Genomic DNA, 14,730 nt, shown 5'->3' on the forward strand with positions numbered 1-14,730 from the left:
TTTCGTTAGTGTATAGCGGCTCGGATGGCTTCAAACGCGATGTAGGTAAACAATCCCCGCCAACACCAGTTTTCGACTTTCGGCCAGCTAATGACTGGCTTTTTTGTTGCCGGAGGTTTGGCCGTTACTGGCCCGGTACTGGGGCTGCGATTCTTCGGGTCTATCGACGGCTTGCTGATCGACAGCAGCTTAATACTTTCGTTCAGCCGCGTAATGGTCGAATCCTTGCTTTTGATGATCGCTTTCAGATCGACAACATCAGCCGTTAGCTTAACGACCTGAAAGTGATTGAACAGGGCTTCCCTTGCTCCATCCGGTGTTAGGGTCAAACTTCGGGGCGGCAAGGCTTCTGCCTGAAATGATGGGCGTGAACCCGACCGATTTGGCAGGCTGTCCGCCTGGCTGATTGACACTACCCCGGACGTGTCGATTGAACACGCTGTCGAGGTCAGCCTGTAGGCCAGCATCATTAGCACGGCGTAGCTGCTGGTAATAAATAACTTCATCTTTTTCACGGTCGTCCAGTCGTTTATAAAGTTCACGGATTTCAAAATTTGCTTCCAGTGTATCGGCTCGTAGCCGCCAGAGTTCGGTATCCTGCGCTTTCACAATTGAATCCTGATAGGCGATTGCTTCGCGAACCTCTGCGTTGTACATGCTGCACGATTTCAGGCCGAAACCCACGATCAGCGCCCAGATCAGGAGCGGCAACGCTGCCGGATACCATAGGACTTTCCAGATTTTTGCCAGCACCGGCAGGACATAATTGCTTATTGGCTGAACGCGGTTCAGCAGTAGTTTTAATGTGCTAAGTATCATGATGTGCTAAGAGCTGCGATTAATTGTTGTGCTGTAGAATCGACGGTCGCCACATTCGGCATACGAGGGAAAGCGGCCTGAACCGCAGTAACGATGTCAGCCGGTGTCAGAGCTGCGGTGCCCACCGTATTGTCGGTTGCGACACCTATACGAACATTAGATGGCGAAGCAATCACACACGAACCAACCCGCGTTCCACCTAAATACGATACACCTTGCCGTACGTCAGACGCATTTGGAACTACATTAGCGGTTTGTGTGGGGTCGTAGAAAACGTTTAGGGTGTTGGTATCGTCGTAAAACGAGAACTGTGTATTCGTCGTTTTTCTGATTTTAACGTTACCTGTAATTGGCGAAACGCCACCCAATGAATAGGTCATGCGCTCTACCGTCGTCGTACCATTCGCGGTTCCGGCTACACCTTCTGCAACTGTGCTACTCACGGCACTATAAACCCGAACAGTACCGTTTATCGAACCATTGTAAACACCATAGGAAAAGCCACCCGTACCGCCTGTAGCAATACCGTTTATCGTTACAACCGTTCCGGTTTGCGATGTTGCGCTTAACCATATACCACAACAATAGGAGGCTCCGCCTGTCGAATTGCCGTTGAAATTTATGGTTGAATTAACACACGCAATTGATAATCCAGGGCCAGAGTTTGCAATTGCGGCCTGTCCCGTAATACTACCGTTTGCCGTAGCCGTTAAGTTGGCCGTAATTGCAGTTCCACCAATCGACATACCCGCAGCACCTAACCCACCGCCCGTTAACGTACCTGAATAGCTAATATTCATATTTGTACAAGCAGAAAAGAATATTCCATGTGAAGACTGAACACTACCCCCGTTTGAGTTTCCGGTAAACGAAAATGTTACGTTGCTACAGCCCAAAAAATAGATGCAGTAACTACTACCCGAAATGCCGCCATAGCAATTACCGACAAATGTATAATTGCCAGAAGCAAGGCTATTACCCCTGAAACAGTAGGAACTTGCCGCCGATGAAGCATACATATCACACTGAATCGTATAGGTTCCAGCCGCAAGCGCACCATATCCGCCAGCAATAACACCACTTGTTGCCGTAGCTCGGACACTGGCAACCTGTATATTCTGGTTTATGTTTACAGGATACCCATTCAAATACACATCGTCAGTCGTACCGGGAACAGTCCCACTACTCCAAACCGTAGGGTCTGACCAGTTCCCCGTCTTTATTGCCCAAACTGTAGCCATTAGCTTAGATTTTGGTTTATCCAGTTTTGAACGCCAACCTTTATGCCGCCAACCGTCAATAATAGATTCATGTCCTGATTGGCAAACACATCCTCCCAAATCTTCACGATTTGATATTTTGAGTCCGTGAGCACTTCAATTTTTGCGTTTTCGCGTCTAGCAGGAATTAGTATCATCACGATTTTTGATGTGCTAAAATCAGCGTCGGGGTTATTAAAATCTGGCCGTATAAAGCCGTCAATTATGAGCTTCATTACGAATTCATCCCAGATTTTACCACCTGCTTCAAATGGTTTTGGATTTGTCATATTTCGCTATACGTTGCAGTTGCGTAAGAAGTCCAGGCTACATTCGTAGCCTTTTTAGTTCCAACCAGCGTACCAGTAGCCGATAGCTCAATGCGTTTGATCGTCCACACTGCCGAAGCGTCCAGCGAGCCGGATGCCGCTACACCGATGTAGGTAAAAAGCCCCACGGTAGCCGTCCGACGTTCGCGGGCTATCGCATTCGCTGCCGCTACCGCATTGGTTGCCGCAGTGCTGGCCGTAGCCGCTGAGTTGGCCGCTGCTGTTGCCGCTGTGCTGGCTTCACTGGCCTTTGTTGTAGCCGTAGTCGCTGCATTGCTGGCTGTGGTCGCTGAGTTAGCCGCGTTGGTTTCCGATACCTGAGCCGCATTTTTCGCGCTCGTTGCTGATGTAGCTGCACTACTGGCCGAAGTTGCTGAGTTACCGGCGTTCACCTCCGAGGTGTGTGCGCTACTGGCCGATGCAGCCGCAGCCGTTGCACTACCAGCCGCAGCCGATTCCGACGCAGATGCTGCCGACGCCGACGATGCGGCCTGACTCGCTTTGGTCGTTGCGGTAGTCGCCGACCCCTGGGCACTGGTAGCCGCTGACTGCGCTGCCGTCGCACTACCCGAAGCTGCACTTTCCGAACTCGCTGCATTACTGGCCGATGTGCTGGCCGAGGTCGCAGAACCGGCTGCACTACTGGCCGATGTAGCCGCACTGTTTTTAGCGTTTGTCGCTGTAGTGGCTGCAACATCGGCACGATCTGCTGCCTCGGTAGCGGCTGATGCGGATGCGCTGGCAGAACTGGCTGCATTGCTGGCTATAGTAGCTGCGTTCTGCGCCGATGCCGCACTGCTGGCCGCTTCACCCGCTTTGGTCGATGCAGTACCTGCACTGGCAACTGCCGTCTCTTTGGCCGCAATAGCTTCCGAAGCTGCGTCTGTAGCATTGGTAACAGCCCCCGCAACGGTTTCAGCCGCTTCGGTTGCCTGTTCCAGTTGATCGGCCAGTTGCACCAGTCCGTCCGTCACCTGCTGGCTGGCCTGCTTCGCCTGATCAGCGTAGGCCGCAGCCAGTGCTGTAGCCGGAGTCGCATCGACAATCGCGTCGATTACCTGCTGCGAATCGTCAATCGTCACTGAAAGCCCCTGCGCATCCAGAACGGGCATAAACGAACCGACCGGCACAACCAGCAGCTTGGCAACACTGTATCGGTAGGAAGGCCCGACCGAAGGCACAACCTTTACGTCGAGCAGGTAGCTACCAGCCGCCAGATCAGGCACGACTGCCGAAAGTTCCGGCCCCGTACCCGGTTTAGTTAGCGTCAGGGTTGCAATCGGCTTGCCCTGCTCGCTGAGCCTGATTTCGGCCAGCAAAGCAAGCGTAGACGTAGGCACAATGACAACCCCATTATACCGGCTCAGTCGAATAGCCAGCATATTGGGGTTGCCTTGTCGGTAGCGTAGTACGGCAGGTGTCCGCATTAGAATCCGTCGCTGTCTTTAGATTTTCGACTTGCTGTAATTTCGTCGCCGGGAGGGGCTACCGCCTTTCTGGGCGTGTCCCCCGAATCGGACATGACTACCAGATGCGACGTACCGTGCTGTAGAGCGTCCTGCTCAACGAGGGGATTAACCGGCTGATTGCTTAGTTCGGGAACATCGCCCTTGTCGTGTTTCGGCTTGGAGAGCGTTACCCAGGGGCAGGTCGGGCAGGGCTTCACCTGCCCCGATGTCTGCCGCAGATACGCAACCGCAAACGCGCAGGTATCGCAGCGATAGATTGCCGCACTGTCTACCTTCATCGCCAGCTTTGCGCTGTCCACCTGCTCAAGCGTGACGGGCTTCTGTTCGACCTGTACGCAGTTACTGAGGGTTAACGTGCATAGCAATCCAATAAGGCCGCACAATGCAATAAATGTCCTTTTTGTTTCTGATCTTTTCATCGTAAACGCCTTCCTTGCCGGTTGGCTTTTTGATGCCGTTAACACCCCGATCACTCGTGTTGCCTTCGACAGTTTTACAATAAGCATTCCCTTCCTGCCAGTCTTCCAGCAGACCAACGTGCCAACGCCCGGAGGAGTAAAATACTACTACGTCGTTGCGCTGCGGGGTGTACTTCCGCCCGTTCCGAGTCAGGGGGCCGGTCGCTCTCGACCAGACGATATAATCTTTCTTGAGCGACCAGTTACGCGCCATCGGTGCGTATTCGATTACCAGATTCCATCCCGCCTGTTTGATCGCCCATTCAACCGACGTTCCGCAGTAGGGCGAGTTTTTCGCTAGTGTCGGATGATACGTCGTGTTGTACATCGCAATGCGCGGGTGATCGTTCCGGTTTGTCGTTTCCCGTACCGTATTCTCGCGTTTCAGGATTGTTACAGGGTCAATTCCTGCGGGCTGCTGTGCAGAAGCACATAGAGCGAAACCAGCAGTAACAAGCCAAACAATAGCCCAAAAACGAGCACCCGGCGAAAGGCAGGTTGCTGATCCAGTGACCGCAAATCGTTGTAGAAATCGTAATCCGTTTTGTACCATCCGTTCAGGTAGATATAATAGCGTGGGTGAATCATAAACAGCAACCCAAGCGAAGCCCCGACCGCCGAAATCAGCGGCAGGATAGCCCCGATCGTTTTCTTGAGATACAGAATCCGAAAGTCGCCTACGCTATCGGCTTCCGGCGCGTATTTACTCAGGTTGTCGTACCAGCAGGCAAATCCGAACCAGACCAGTACGATGCTCAGCGCAAACAGGGCAGGCTTCAGATGCGGCAGCAGTCCGTCGAGCAGCGAACCGCTGGCCTGTTTTTCCGTCTCGATCAGTCCTACAGCTTTGCCAGATGTTGTATCGTTGGGCTGCTCCTGCTGTGGCAACTCTGGCTTAAACACCGGGGCCGATTGTGCGCCTGGGGTTTCCAGCGTGTTCGGTACATATAGCCAGTCCAGCGGGTTCGGTACGTCCGGTTTCGGTTTCGTTTCGGGCTGCGGCCTATGGTCGGTAGCCGCTACCGGCTGCGCTCTGGTGCGTTTGGCCCGGTAGCGGTCTTGTGGATGCATAGGCCGGTCGCCTTTGGCCTGAGCTTTCAGCGCGTCGATCTTGTTCCACATACGCATACCGGCAATGCCGAGCAGAATTGCCAGCCCCAGCAGCCAGCCTTCAAGCGAAGTAAGAAAACAGAAAAGCATAATTTTGAAGAGGATAAAAGCCGGTTCAGGTCAACCTGAACCGGCTTGTTAGAATTGAAAGAATTACGGAGTAACCGGCTCGGTATTGACCAGCTTAGCGCCGATAATACCTGTGTAGGTGCTCCAACCGTCGTACGCCTTTGCGTAGCCAGCCGGACGGGTAAAGATGCCGTACAGACCCGACGACGGCGTTACGATCTCGTACGGATACTTGGTTGTATCGTACTCCCGAACGCGCAGGTCGATCTTAATATCGAACGTCGGCGAATCGAACTGTGCCAGCTTGAGCCGAGCCCCACCGAACGAGGTGTTGGCAACTTTCTTTTTCTTGACAATCGTTTCGTGCTCCATGATCTGCTGCCAGCAGGCAGAGCCGGGTTCGATGATCAGGATTTTGTCCTGTCCGTAGGTTGTGTCGATCTGCGGGTCGTAGTAGAATTCGGCAGGCAGATCGTTGTACATCGCCTGGGCATCCATGCCGATGTCGTTCATACCCATGATTTTCGACTTACGCAGCCACGACACCATTTTCAGACCACCGATCACAATCCACTTGCCGGTAACGCCGTGAACGGTACGCAGCGAGTTCAGGTAATCCCAGAAATCGTCACGCAGCTTGCCATCCGTGAAGTACAGATAGATGTCCTTCGGTACTGCCGAGTTGGTAACTTTATTGGTGCCTACAGCCGCAACCAGAGCCGTCAGAGCCGCCGTATTCAGAGGCTGCAACAGGTCTTTTTCAACCGTCAGGTAGAACTCAAGCGCGGCCTCGGTCATCTTGGCCGAGTCGCCAGCGTCAAGCTGAACAGCCCCGCCGATGATGCCATCGTAGTACTGTTTAGCCGCTTCTTCCAGCGACATCAGATCAATCGTACGAAACTCAAGATCGTACTGTTTGTAGCCTGTATAGGTCACATCCAGTTCCGTTACCGTTCCGGGGCGCGTACCGTTCGCATTCACTGCGCGGGTCGATGAAGTAGTACCCGTCGTGTACTGCTTCCGGTAGTTGAGCCGCACTTTGGGTACGACATCATCAGGCCCGGCCCCAGCCTCAAAGCTCAGCCGTTTTTCCTCGCCAGCACCTTCGGCACTCATGGCGTTGGCGAGTCCGGCAAGCTGCGGAGAACGTACAGCCTGTAACGTACCGATCTGGGTGAATTTCGGCGCGTTCTCCGCAGTGTGCATAATGCAGGCTCGCAGAATTCGAGCCGACGATAAGTTTACATTGTTTGCCATCTTGGGCGGTTTTGTGATTAAGATTGAAACTCGTTACAGGTCAGCCACCGAACCGATTTTATTTGCTTGCCGCTATCTCTTCGGCAATCATGGCGTCCAGTGCTGAATTTTTCGTGGTGTTCTTGCCGTCTGCTCCTCCGGCTGGAATCTTCACCGTGTCTTTCGATGTGGAGTCAGATTTTTTGCCGTAATCGTAGGCGGTAATCGTCAGTTCGGCCAGCGTTGCCAGATCAACCGCTTTGCCGTCCAGCAGCAGCGGCTGTTCGGGCGAATCGGCCCGCATGATCTTGCCGTCAGCACCGATAATGCCTTTCACTTTTTTGTCGCCAATACCTACCTGCGTAACCAGATCATGCGCGTCCGAAATGAAATTGCGCTCGAAATGGCGGTCGCCGGATGTATCGCGCAGCTTGCCCGACCGAACGGCCTTGTTGAGTAGCTGCACGTTCAGCAGTTCCGTTTCACGCTGCGACAGCTTGCCTGTTAGCGCGTCGTAATCGGTCTTTTTGACGTAATCCGTGCCGAGCTGTCCTTTCAGTGCATCGTATTCGCCTTTCAGATCATCGTAGTTCTTGTCGCCGGTTTTGGTGCCAGCTTCATCGAATGCCTTTAAAATGAACTGATACTTTTTGTGCGAATCGTTCGGGCCAAATTTGGCATACTCCGCCTTCTGAGCGTCCGTTAGCTTCGGCTCATACGTTTTAAGCATGTTATCAATCGGGTCCAGTGCTTCGGCCTTTACCCGCTTTTTGACATCCTTGAAAATATCATCGTTGCCCTTCGCTTCGTCCGCTGTCATGAGCGAAGCCAGTACTTTAGCGGCTTCGTTGTCATCGTACTCATCTTCGAGTTTTTCGATGAAATCTTTTACCTGATCGGCTGTTAGCCCGAATTTTTTTAACGCTGTTTCGAGAAATGCTCTCCGTTTCATTCTGATAAGGGGTTTCGGGCCATCAGGCCCCGGTACTCATGAAAAAAATAGAATTGGGTTAGTCAGCGCGTCCAATTAGGCCGCAGGTTCTTCCTCTTCCGTCTCGGATTCAGCGTCTGCGAAATACAGTACATCAAAATCCTTCCGCTTGCCGTCAGGAATCGTAGTGTCTTCGACCATCTTGTATTCCGGGATACCCAGCACTTTGGTCAGGATGTGCGTTGTTTCGCCGGTTTCTTCATCCCTGTCCATCGCTTCATACCCGGCTTTGGTGAAAATCACGTTTCGGGCCTCCTCGACGGTGACGACTTTGTTACGCTGCATCCGCTGCCGGGGGCCGACCTGCACAACAACCTCATGGTTGAGTGGTAGCTGTTCGTAGGTCTTATCGGTCGTCCTTCGCGCTGCCGTAAGCTCAGCGGCTACTGTGGCCGCTTTCTTGGTTTGCTTTGCCATAACTCATTGAAAAAGTTTCGTTTGTAATACTCGCAATTGATCAGACCAAAAATAGTAATATTAATATTACATTTTCAAAAATATTAATTGAATTGTTGCTGTTGGGTCTGTTGCGTCTGCTGTACATCTACCGGAGGTTTCATATTCAGCGGTTCCAGCGTGGGGAATGCGCCCCCTGTACCCCCGGTTGCGGCCAGTCCAACCGTCTGCGGCCCGACCAGCAGCTTACCCCGCCGAACGATTTCATTATACTGATCAGTCAGGCTTTTCTGCCAGAAATCAGCATCGTCGCGTAGCGCGTCAGCAACAAGCCCGTCAAAATCCAGTGACAGGTAAATGCGTTCGATCTTTGTCCGGTTCTCCGGGCTGTCCGGGTTCCTGAACGCTACACCGAGCATATACGCTTTCATTTCCTCGGTAACGTCCAGATACGGGTCGCACTGCGTCCGAAGTACATACCGCCGATATTCATCCGACTGCTCGCCGGTCGTATACAGCAGCATCTTTTTCTCGTACGCCTGTACCAGCGTCGGGTCGTACTTTTTATCCTTTGCGTTGTTGAGTTCTTCGCGGGTCAGCTCCGCATTTTCCAGATCGAGCCGGACGGGAGCCAGCACTTCCGGTAGCTGCTCTCTGAGCCGTCCGCTGGCCCCGAATCGTTGGGCGTCGATGCATTCGTAACCGAAGCTCATCAGATCGACAATGTGTACTCCGTTCACCACCAGCGTACGCAGCATTTCCTGCCGGTCATACCGCTTGCTGGCTCCTGACTCATCGTAGGGAGTCTTACGGATGAACTGCATGTCTATCGTCGTATAGGCTTCTTCGCAGTTGCGCTTGAACTCCTCGACAAAGGTTTTCAGCGATTCGATTGGCCGTTTGATAAATCCGCCAGGGTCGCCACTCGGTACGTTGGGCATTTCGCCCGGTGTGTTGCCTCCGGTCGCATCAATGTACATGATGTTCAGGCCGCTGCCGGTATCGTGAAAGCCGGTTCCTTTACAGGTTGGGCACTCCCTGACATCGATGATCGCGCCGGGTTCGCCCGATTTCGAGCCTTTAACATCATCGCGGATATGAATGACGCCACCTACGCAACCGGGCTGTTTGCATTTGCTGGTTGATCTGCGCCACTCCTTACTCGCTACATGGAAGTTCGTTTCTACCTGAATATCGCTCTGATTGCGCTGGCCGAGCCGTATATGCGGCAGTGCATCCGCAATCAGGCTTTCGTAGTACTCTTCGCCTTTCGTCGTTTTCTTGATGCGCTTCAATCCAATCTTTCGCGCTGGCATCGTAGCGCAATAATGCCGGGGCGGATTGAACGCCTGACCGACCAGTTTGCCTTCTGCGTCGAACAGGTTTTCAACGCCCAGAATCTGCCAGTCAGCGACACGCTGGCCGTTCTGATTGGTCGATAGTCCGGTCTGCCTCGCAATCGTGTAGCTGTCATGGTCAAGAAAGAACAGCACGTTTCCGGTCGGTTCATCGGGCGAATCGTTCGGCAGCAGCGTTTTTTCGGGCGATACCAGTACGGCAAATTTTCCCCGTCGAAACATCCATACGTCCTGACACGGAATAATCATTGTCTGCGGACGCGGGTACTCTGCATCGCTTAGCGGCTGCTCGACTGGCAGGATAAGCAATACCGCATTCGGGTCATCCACGTAGTCGGACTTGACGTTCGAGAAAAACCATTCGACAAAATCACCTTCCGGGGAAAAACCCTTGCCGGTATAGGTCTGCAAGCTATCGGCTTCCTGTATATCAGTCGTCGGCCATTGTACATCAAAATCGTCGGCCTGCCGGATGTAATCCAGCGCCGAGATTACCCGGCTTTTAAACCCGCGAAAGATGTTTTCGTAAACTTCCTTTCGGTATTTCTTATGCTCCGGCAGTTCACGCGGACGATCTTTGTCCAGGTATTTCGGGTACGCATCGCCAAAAACCTGCTCAATTTCGTCGCGGTGCGCAATGCTCTTTGCGTAGAACTTGTGCAGCAGCTTCGAGCCGGGCCTATTTCGTCCGGCTCCCTGTTGCAGATAGGGTAGTAAATCCTGAAATGATAACATGCTGATTTGAGCTAAAAAACAAGGCGGTCAAGCCAGTGGCCGACCGCCTTGTTCAGAATAGAAACAGGTTTACTTTACTACAGCGCGATTAAGCCGACTTAACGATAACTTCCAGCACCCAAGTACCGTACACACCGCAGGGATTTTCGGCAGCAATCGTATACACGTAGCGACCGAGCGGCATGGCCGAGCCGAAATTCACTTCGCCGGTATCCGAATCAATCGTTACCAGTTCGGCGGTCGGGATGTCGTCCGAGCCGTTTTTAAAGATCGAGTACCGAACGGCTCCGCCTTCGTTGACGACCCGCTTGATCTTGGCGGCAGACCCCGTAACCATGTTGTAGCGGTTGGTCGTACCAGCCACTAACGCAAGGTTGGTCGGTGCCGGTGTCGCAGCAGCAAACGTATAGCGTAACGTCTCAAATTTCAGGGCCGACATAACGATGCCTTTGACGGGCTGTAACTGCCCTTTGGCATTGTTCCAGCTTACCGAGAAGCCGCCCGGTATCTCCTGCTCGTAGTTGCCCGGCATTTCGTAGCCGATACCGTCGAAGACCGGAGCCTCGGAAGCGTACCGAATGCATTGTACTGTCGTGTTGGTAAACAAATACACATCCAGCGGCCCCAGCGCACCGGCACGAAGCGAGTTCCAGAAATCGACGTTGGCGAACGTATCCCGTACGGTAAAATCAACCTTTTCGGCTACTTCTCCCGTTGTTCGTGGTGCCGACTCCGAACCGTACATGGTTGCCGCCTTGCGCTCGACAGGTTTGGCCGCTTTGCCATTTACAAGGCCGTTACCCAGAAACCAGCACTGTCCCTTATAGGCCAGGTCTTTCAGTGCCGCCACAATATTACCCGCTCCAAGTGGTGCGGCTGGCCCGGCCCCGATGGTGTAGTTCGTGCCGAAATCCGGCAGGCTGGCCGCGATAACCAGTGCAACGGCGATGTAATTCCCTTTCGGTTGCGTCGAACCGTAATCCGCTGAGCGGTGCGCAGTCGCTGCCGAACCGGGCGTTACATTCGACATGAATTGCTGTAATGTTCCCATTGACAATGAAATAGTTTGATTTGGACAAAAATAAAAAAGTAATATTAATATTACGTATTTACAAAAATAAATTACGGCTTAACGATAGTCAGTGTGCGCCAGTTCGCGGAATTAGTATCCCCGGCAACCCGCCCATAGAGCGTGTAGGTGCCAGCCGGAACCGGGTTAAATCCAACATCCTGACAGTCGAAGGCATGAAACTCCATATCCTTCCACACACTCGTAAATGGCTCTAGCTTGCACTGGCATGCCTTTTTCGAGTTGATAATCCCCCGCAGGATGTCGGTTCCGGTCGATCTTGAATAGGACATCGCAATAATGTCGCTGATAGTCGGCGATGGCGGTGCGGGTGGATTGAAAATCACAATGTTTACCGTTTTGGATACGTAGGCTGTGTCGCTGTCGCCTTTTACATCGACAGTAACCGTTGCCGTTGCTGTGTACGTCCGGCTGAGTGTATTGCCGAACGTTTCGGTGTTTGCCCAGCGAACCAGAACATTGCCGGTCTGTCCGACAACATTGGATACTGTCACAACGGTTTGCCCGACCTGCATTTCGATTAGCAGGCTAAACAGAATTGGCGTACTGGCGACCTGCTGTATCGTTTCCGGGTCCGGCCCGACGACCGACGTTTTCAGTCTGGGGTCGTAGCTTTTCGCCGGTGCTACCCCGAACTCTGCTTCGTACTGGCTGGCTGTCAGTGTCTCGATTACGCCATTCTGACGCGTTACCTGAACTGTTACCGGAATCTGCCAGCCAGTCGGCGGATTCGCGCTGTCAGTCACCACGACCGGCACACCGGCAGCATTTCCCCGCTCGGTTACGCTTGCCTGGATAATGTCCCCTTTCGCCAGTGCCGGAACTGCCACAACAACACTACCAGCGGACAGAATACCCTGACCGAGCAGGAGCGTTCCCCGGTAGATCAGAATAGCCGTACCGTTCGCCTGAGCGCAGCTAACGGTGACGAACCCGGAACCGTGATAGGCTCCGGCTGTAATAGTGGCTAGATTCATTCAGGCAGTAATTTGGTATTGACAGTATGTACTTCCATTGTGAGCGAGTAGGTTGCCGGGAGCGGACAGCGCCCGACAATATGCGCTTCACCGCCAACGATCTGACCGTTTCCCCAGGCTTCGCCATTCAAAAACAGCGACACGCCGGTTCCATTGACCACGCCGGGGGCATCGATCAGCGCCCGACCGCCCGTTTCGTCAATGCTGCTAATTCGGATTGCCTTCTTTAGATTCTTTTTCATTTGCTTCCTGATTTATAAGCCGATATTTATCCCAATTCCAGCCGCCAAACAACCGGACGGCCCGGTAATACAGTTTGTTACGCCAGCCGCCCGGATGAAAACGATTCATCAATTCCAGATATACCTGATCAGCATATTTCCGATTCATATCTGAAAATACGTAGTAGCGGCCCGGTTGCTCGGCAAACGTCTCCCAGTGCATGTACAGATAGTCGTGAACGACCGCTGCAAGGTTGGTACGGTTGTCGTACTCTGGCAGAATGCTGCCGAGCCACAGCGGTACACTGTGGCAGTCGGTCACGAAACCGCATGGTAGCAGTACTTCCTTGTTGTCGAGTACTTCCACAATTACCGGAGCCGATAGCTCCATCTGATCGGGCTTTTCCAGCCGGTTACTCATCGCAACGCGCAACCGATACACGGTATCCGTGCGCCGAATGCGAGCAATCACATCCCGGTTCATAGTCTGCCCTGCGCATCCAGTTTACGAATTTCACCCAGCAGCAGCATATAGACCAGCACCGGAATCGACGTACTATCCGAAACAGTTTGCCCCTGCGCTTTAACGGCTCCGATGGTGATCCGTTGAAAAAAGGCAAGCTGCTCGGTAGCGTCTTCGGCCAGCGAGTCCACCGGAAAGCCGGTCGCATTGACAAAAGCCCCTTCGGTCGAAGCCGAATAGACCGTATCCTGATACGCATTCAGAAGCTGCGAAGCCACTGCCGGACTCAGCGATGACTCCCGAATCTGATGCGCCAGTTCTACGCCGTCGTTATCGACCCGGACAACGCGCACTTTCTGAATCATTTGCAGGTTCGGGCCAATAAACAGGCTTTCGTGACGAGCAACCCGCTTGAAACCCGTCACAGGTTCGTCAGAGATCGGGGTTTCAAGCCCCCGAAAAACGGCTTGATCGTCCAGCAACAGGCCGTTTTGATTGAGCAATTCAGACATAAAAGAGAAATTAAGCGATTACAACATACTGAAAATCAAACGTATCGACTGAAAGCGCCGTACCTGCACTGGCAAGCGTGAACCCGTTCGCAGTGATAGCACTGACGTAGACCCGGCTGACCTGTTCGGCGGCTCTGGCATTTCGGGGTGTAACCAGTACCGCAACCGGGGCGGCTGCGTAAGCCTGATTGAACGTCAGGGTAAGTAAGGTATTATTGGCAGACGCCCCGGCACTGGTGACGAGTGTAATCTTACCGGCCATGTCGTTACTGCCTGCGGCTACCGTCGCGCTTGCCGTTGTACCGGCTCCCCCTGTAGTAATGGCTACAGTCGGTAGGCTACCCGTCGAAACCAGCCCTTTCGACTTTACCCGCCCCGCGACATCAAGCAGTTCGGCAGGACTGGATACACCGATACCCATCCGGCCATTACCCCGGATACGAGCCAGCTCTACGCTGGCCGTTGGCCCTGTGGCCGCAAAAAACACAAAATCAGAAGCCGTTGCGCCGACCTGCAAACGGAACGTATCAACATTGACACCGCACCCCCAGAACTGATGATCATTGTCGGCATAATTGAACATTACGACCTTACGGCTTGCAATGACATTCGGAAACCGTAACATATCGTCTATCTGTGCCGCGCCAGCAACATGGAGCTTAGCCTGTGCCGCATTTGTTCCAAGTCCCAGATTACCCCCCGAATCAATGCGCAGCAATTCCGCCAATGCGCCACCGCCAATAGACTGTTCAATCACAAAGGCCGATATGTCGCCCGTTGGCTGACCGATACGCCAGTAGCTAATACCACCTTTATGGAATTCAGCTTTTACACCGCCCCGACCCGGAACACCATGCGAGTTTATCAGACGCAGAAGTACATCCGCAATGGGATTGTCCGCTGTAATCTCTATAAATGATGAAGCCGCAACCGTACCTGCCGGGCCGGTTGCGCCCCGAAAGCTCACCGCCTGGGCAATATCCGACACGTAGCCGGTAGCTCCCAAGTACAGATTAACGGCTGGCTTCACTCCGTTGCCGCCCACCCAGTCAACCACCTTGATAACGGTATTTGTGCCGTACTGCACACCGGCCAGTACCGGCGACCAACTGGCATCTGCTTCGATCAGGTCGAGCAGTGTCAGTAGCGCAGTCTTGTCAACTTCGCCGTCGATCAACCCCAGGCCATTGTACCCATAATGAGCGTTTACGTACGCTCTTGCTTCGCTGATAGTCATT

The 14,730-nt window shown here is 53.2% G+C and carries 18 protein-coding genes; all 18 read right to left on the bottom strand.

Going from position 1 to position 14,730, the window contains the following annotated elements; translation table 11 throughout:
• Positions 1 to 5: 5 nt before the first annotated feature.
• The 18 genes from B5M13_RS33470 to B5M13_RS17355 all read right to left on the bottom strand — a co-directional run bounded on the left by B5M13_RS33470 (position 6) and on the right by B5M13_RS17355 (position 14,729).
• Positions 6 to 329 (bottom strand): hypothetical protein, encoded by a 324-nt coding sequence (locus tag B5M13_RS33470; RefSeq protein ID WP_155297276.1) that lies wholly within the window; start codon positions 327 to 329, stop codon positions 6 to 8.
• Positions 271 to 819 carry a hypothetical protein gene (locus B5M13_RS17275; protein ID WP_080056850.1) on the bottom strand — a complete coding sequence of 183 codons (549 nt, stop codon included), beginning with the start codon at positions 817 to 819 and terminating at the stop codon, positions 271 to 273. The genes B5M13_RS33470 and B5M13_RS17275 overlap by 59 nt, the downstream gene beginning before the upstream one ends.
• A complete protein-coding gene (locus B5M13_RS17280) occupies positions 816 to 2,060 on the bottom strand; it encodes a hypothetical protein (RefSeq protein WP_080056851.1) in 1,245 nt (414 codons plus the stop codon). The genes B5M13_RS17275 and B5M13_RS17280 overlap by 4 nt, the downstream gene beginning before the upstream one ends.
• Positions 2,060 to 2,368, bottom strand: a complete 309-nt coding sequence (locus tag B5M13_RS17285; RefSeq protein ID WP_080056852.1) for a hypothetical protein — start codon at positions 2,366 to 2,368, stop codon at positions 2,060 to 2,062. The genes B5M13_RS17280 and B5M13_RS17285 overlap by 1 nt, the downstream gene beginning before the upstream one ends.
• Positions 2,365 to 3,834, bottom strand: a complete 1,470-nt coding sequence (locus tag B5M13_RS17290; protein ID WP_080056853.1) for a hypothetical protein — start codon at positions 3,832 to 3,834, stop codon at positions 2,365 to 2,367. Before B5M13_RS17290 ends, B5M13_RS17285 begins: the two co-directional genes overlap by 4 nt.
• On the bottom strand, positions 3,834 to 4,241 hold the full coding sequence (locus B5M13_RS17295) for a hypothetical protein (protein ID WP_080056854.1): 408 nt from the start codon (positions 4,239 to 4,241) through the stop codon (positions 3,834 to 3,836). The genes B5M13_RS17290 and B5M13_RS17295 overlap by 1 nt, the downstream gene beginning before the upstream one ends.
• On the bottom strand, positions 4,216 to 4,662 hold the full coding sequence (locus tag B5M13_RS17300) for a hypothetical protein (protein WP_080056855.1): 447 nt from the start codon (positions 4,660 to 4,662) through the stop codon (positions 4,216 to 4,218). Before B5M13_RS17300 ends, B5M13_RS17295 begins: the two co-directional genes overlap by 26 nt.
• Positions 4,663 to 4,727: 65 nt before the next feature.
• A complete protein-coding gene (locus B5M13_RS17305; protein WP_080056856.1) occupies positions 4,728 to 5,534 on the bottom strand; it encodes a hypothetical protein in 807 nt (268 codons plus the stop codon).
• A 63-nt stretch (positions 5,535 to 5,597) separates the two neighbouring features.
• The gene (locus tag B5M13_RS17310) at positions 5,598 to 6,770 is read right to left on the bottom strand and encodes a hypothetical protein (protein WP_080056857.1); all 1,173 of its coding nucleotides are present in this window, start codon (positions 6,768 to 6,770) and stop codon (positions 5,598 to 5,600) included.
• Positions 6,771 to 6,828: 58 nt separating this feature from the next.
• Positions 6,829 to 7,701, bottom strand: a complete 873-nt coding sequence (locus tag B5M13_RS17315; protein ID WP_080056858.1) for a hypothetical protein — start codon at positions 7,699 to 7,701, stop codon at positions 6,829 to 6,831.
• Between the two features lie 75 nt (positions 7,702 to 7,776).
• Positions 7,777 to 8,157: a hypothetical protein gene (locus tag B5M13_RS17320; protein WP_080056859.1), complete on the bottom strand. Its 381-nt coding sequence runs from the start codon at positions 8,155 to 8,157 to the stop codon at positions 7,777 to 7,779.
• Between the two features lie 83 nt (positions 8,158 to 8,240).
• Positions 8,241 to 10,229, bottom strand: coding sequence for a hypothetical protein (locus B5M13_RS17325; RefSeq protein WP_080056860.1), 1,989 nt, complete (start codon positions 10,227 to 10,229; stop codon positions 8,241 to 8,243).
• Positions 10,230 to 10,317: 88 nt separating this feature from the next.
• The gene (locus B5M13_RS17330) at positions 10,318 to 11,280 is read right to left on the bottom strand and encodes a hypothetical protein (RefSeq protein WP_080056861.1); all 963 of its coding nucleotides are present in this window, start codon (positions 11,278 to 11,280) and stop codon (positions 10,318 to 10,320) included.
• Positions 11,281 to 11,351: 71 nt separating this feature from the next.
• Positions 11,352 to 12,296 (bottom strand): hypothetical protein, encoded by a 945-nt coding sequence (locus B5M13_RS17335; protein WP_080056862.1) that lies wholly within the window; start codon positions 12,294 to 12,296, stop codon positions 11,352 to 11,354.
• Positions 12,293 to 12,538, bottom strand: coding sequence for a hypothetical protein (locus tag B5M13_RS17340; RefSeq protein WP_080056863.1), 246 nt, complete (start codon positions 12,536 to 12,538; stop codon positions 12,293 to 12,295). Before B5M13_RS17340 ends, B5M13_RS17335 begins: the two co-directional genes overlap by 4 nt.
• Complete coding sequence (locus B5M13_RS17345; RefSeq protein ID WP_080056864.1) at positions 12,504 to 13,001, bottom strand: DUF1353 domain-containing protein; 498 nt, start codon at positions 12,999 to 13,001, stop codon at positions 12,504 to 12,506. Before B5M13_RS17345 ends, B5M13_RS17340 begins: the two co-directional genes overlap by 35 nt.
• Entirely contained in the window at positions 12,998 to 13,492 is a 495-nt protein-coding gene (locus tag B5M13_RS17350) for a hypothetical protein (protein ID WP_080056865.1), read from the bottom strand. The genes B5M13_RS17345 and B5M13_RS17350 overlap by 4 nt, the downstream gene beginning before the upstream one ends.
• Positions 13,493 to 13,502: 10 nt before the next feature.
• Entirely contained in the window at positions 13,503 to 14,729 is a 1,227-nt protein-coding gene (locus B5M13_RS17355) for a hypothetical protein (protein WP_080056866.1), read from the bottom strand.
• Between the last annotated feature and the right edge of the window lies 1 nt (position 14,730).

The sequence above is a fragment of the Spirosoma aerolatum genome (assembly GCF_002056795.1).
Lineage (GTDB): Bacteria > Bacteroidota > Bacteroidia > Cytophagales > Spirosomataceae > Spirosoma > Spirosoma aerolatum.

Excerpts from the sequence above, each read along its gene's own strand:
- B5M13_RS17275 (WP_080056850.1), bottom strand. The coding sequence starts at position 819 with ATGATACTTAGCACATTAAAACTACTGCTGAACCGCGTTCAGCCAATA.
- B5M13_RS17280 (WP_080056851.1), bottom strand. The coding sequence starts at position 2,060 with ATGGCTACAGTTTGGGCAATAAAGACGGGGAACTGGTCAGACCCTACG.
- B5M13_RS17285 (WP_080056852.1), bottom strand. The coding sequence starts at position 2,368 with ATGACAAATCCAAAACCATTTGAAGCAGGTGGTAAAATCTGGGATGAA.
- B5M13_RS17290 (WP_080056853.1), bottom strand. The coding sequence starts at position 3,834 with ATGCGGACACCTGCCGTACTACGCTACCGACAAGGCAACCCCAATATG.
- B5M13_RS17300 (WP_080056855.1), bottom strand. The coding sequence starts at position 4,662 with ATGTACAACACGACGTATCATCCGACACTAGCGAAAAACTCGCCCTAC.
- B5M13_RS17305 (WP_080056856.1), bottom strand. The coding sequence starts at position 5,534 with ATGCTTTTCTGTTTTCTTACTTCGCTTGAAGGCTGGCTGCTGGGGCTG.
- B5M13_RS17310 (WP_080056857.1), bottom strand. The coding sequence starts at position 6,770 with ATGGCAAACAATGTAAACTTATCGTCGGCTCGAATTCTGCGAGCCTGC.
- B5M13_RS17315 (WP_080056858.1), bottom strand. The coding sequence starts at position 7,701 with ATGAAACGGAGAGCATTTCTCGAAACAGCGTTAAAAAAATTCGGGCTA.
- B5M13_RS17320 (WP_080056859.1), bottom strand. The coding sequence starts at position 8,157 with ATGGCAAAGCAAACCAAGAAAGCGGCCACAGTAGCCGCTGAGCTTACG.
- B5M13_RS17325 (WP_080056860.1), bottom strand. The coding sequence starts at position 10,229 with ATGTTATCATTTCAGGATTTACTACCCTATCTGCAACAGGGAGCCGGA.
- B5M13_RS17330 (WP_080056861.1), bottom strand. The coding sequence starts at position 11,280 with ATGGGAACATTACAGCAATTCATGTCGAATGTAACGCCCGGTTCGGCA.
- B5M13_RS17335 (WP_080056862.1), bottom strand. The coding sequence starts at position 12,296 with ATGAATCTAGCCACTATTACAGCCGGAGCCTATCACGGTTCCGGGTTC.
- B5M13_RS17340 (WP_080056863.1), bottom strand. The coding sequence starts at position 12,538 with ATGAAAAAGAATCTAAAGAAGGCAATCCGAATTAGCAGCATTGACGAA.
- B5M13_RS17345 (WP_080056864.1), bottom strand. The coding sequence starts at position 13,001 with ATGAACCGGGATGTGATTGCTCGCATTCGGCGCACGGATACCGTGTAT.
- B5M13_RS17350 (WP_080056865.1), bottom strand. The coding sequence starts at position 13,492 with ATGTCTGAATTGCTCAATCAAAACGGCCTGTTGCTGGACGATCAAGCC.
- B5M13_RS17355 (WP_080056866.1), bottom strand. The coding sequence starts at position 14,729 with ATGACTATCAGCGAAGCAAGAGCGTACGTAAACGCTCATTATGGGTAC.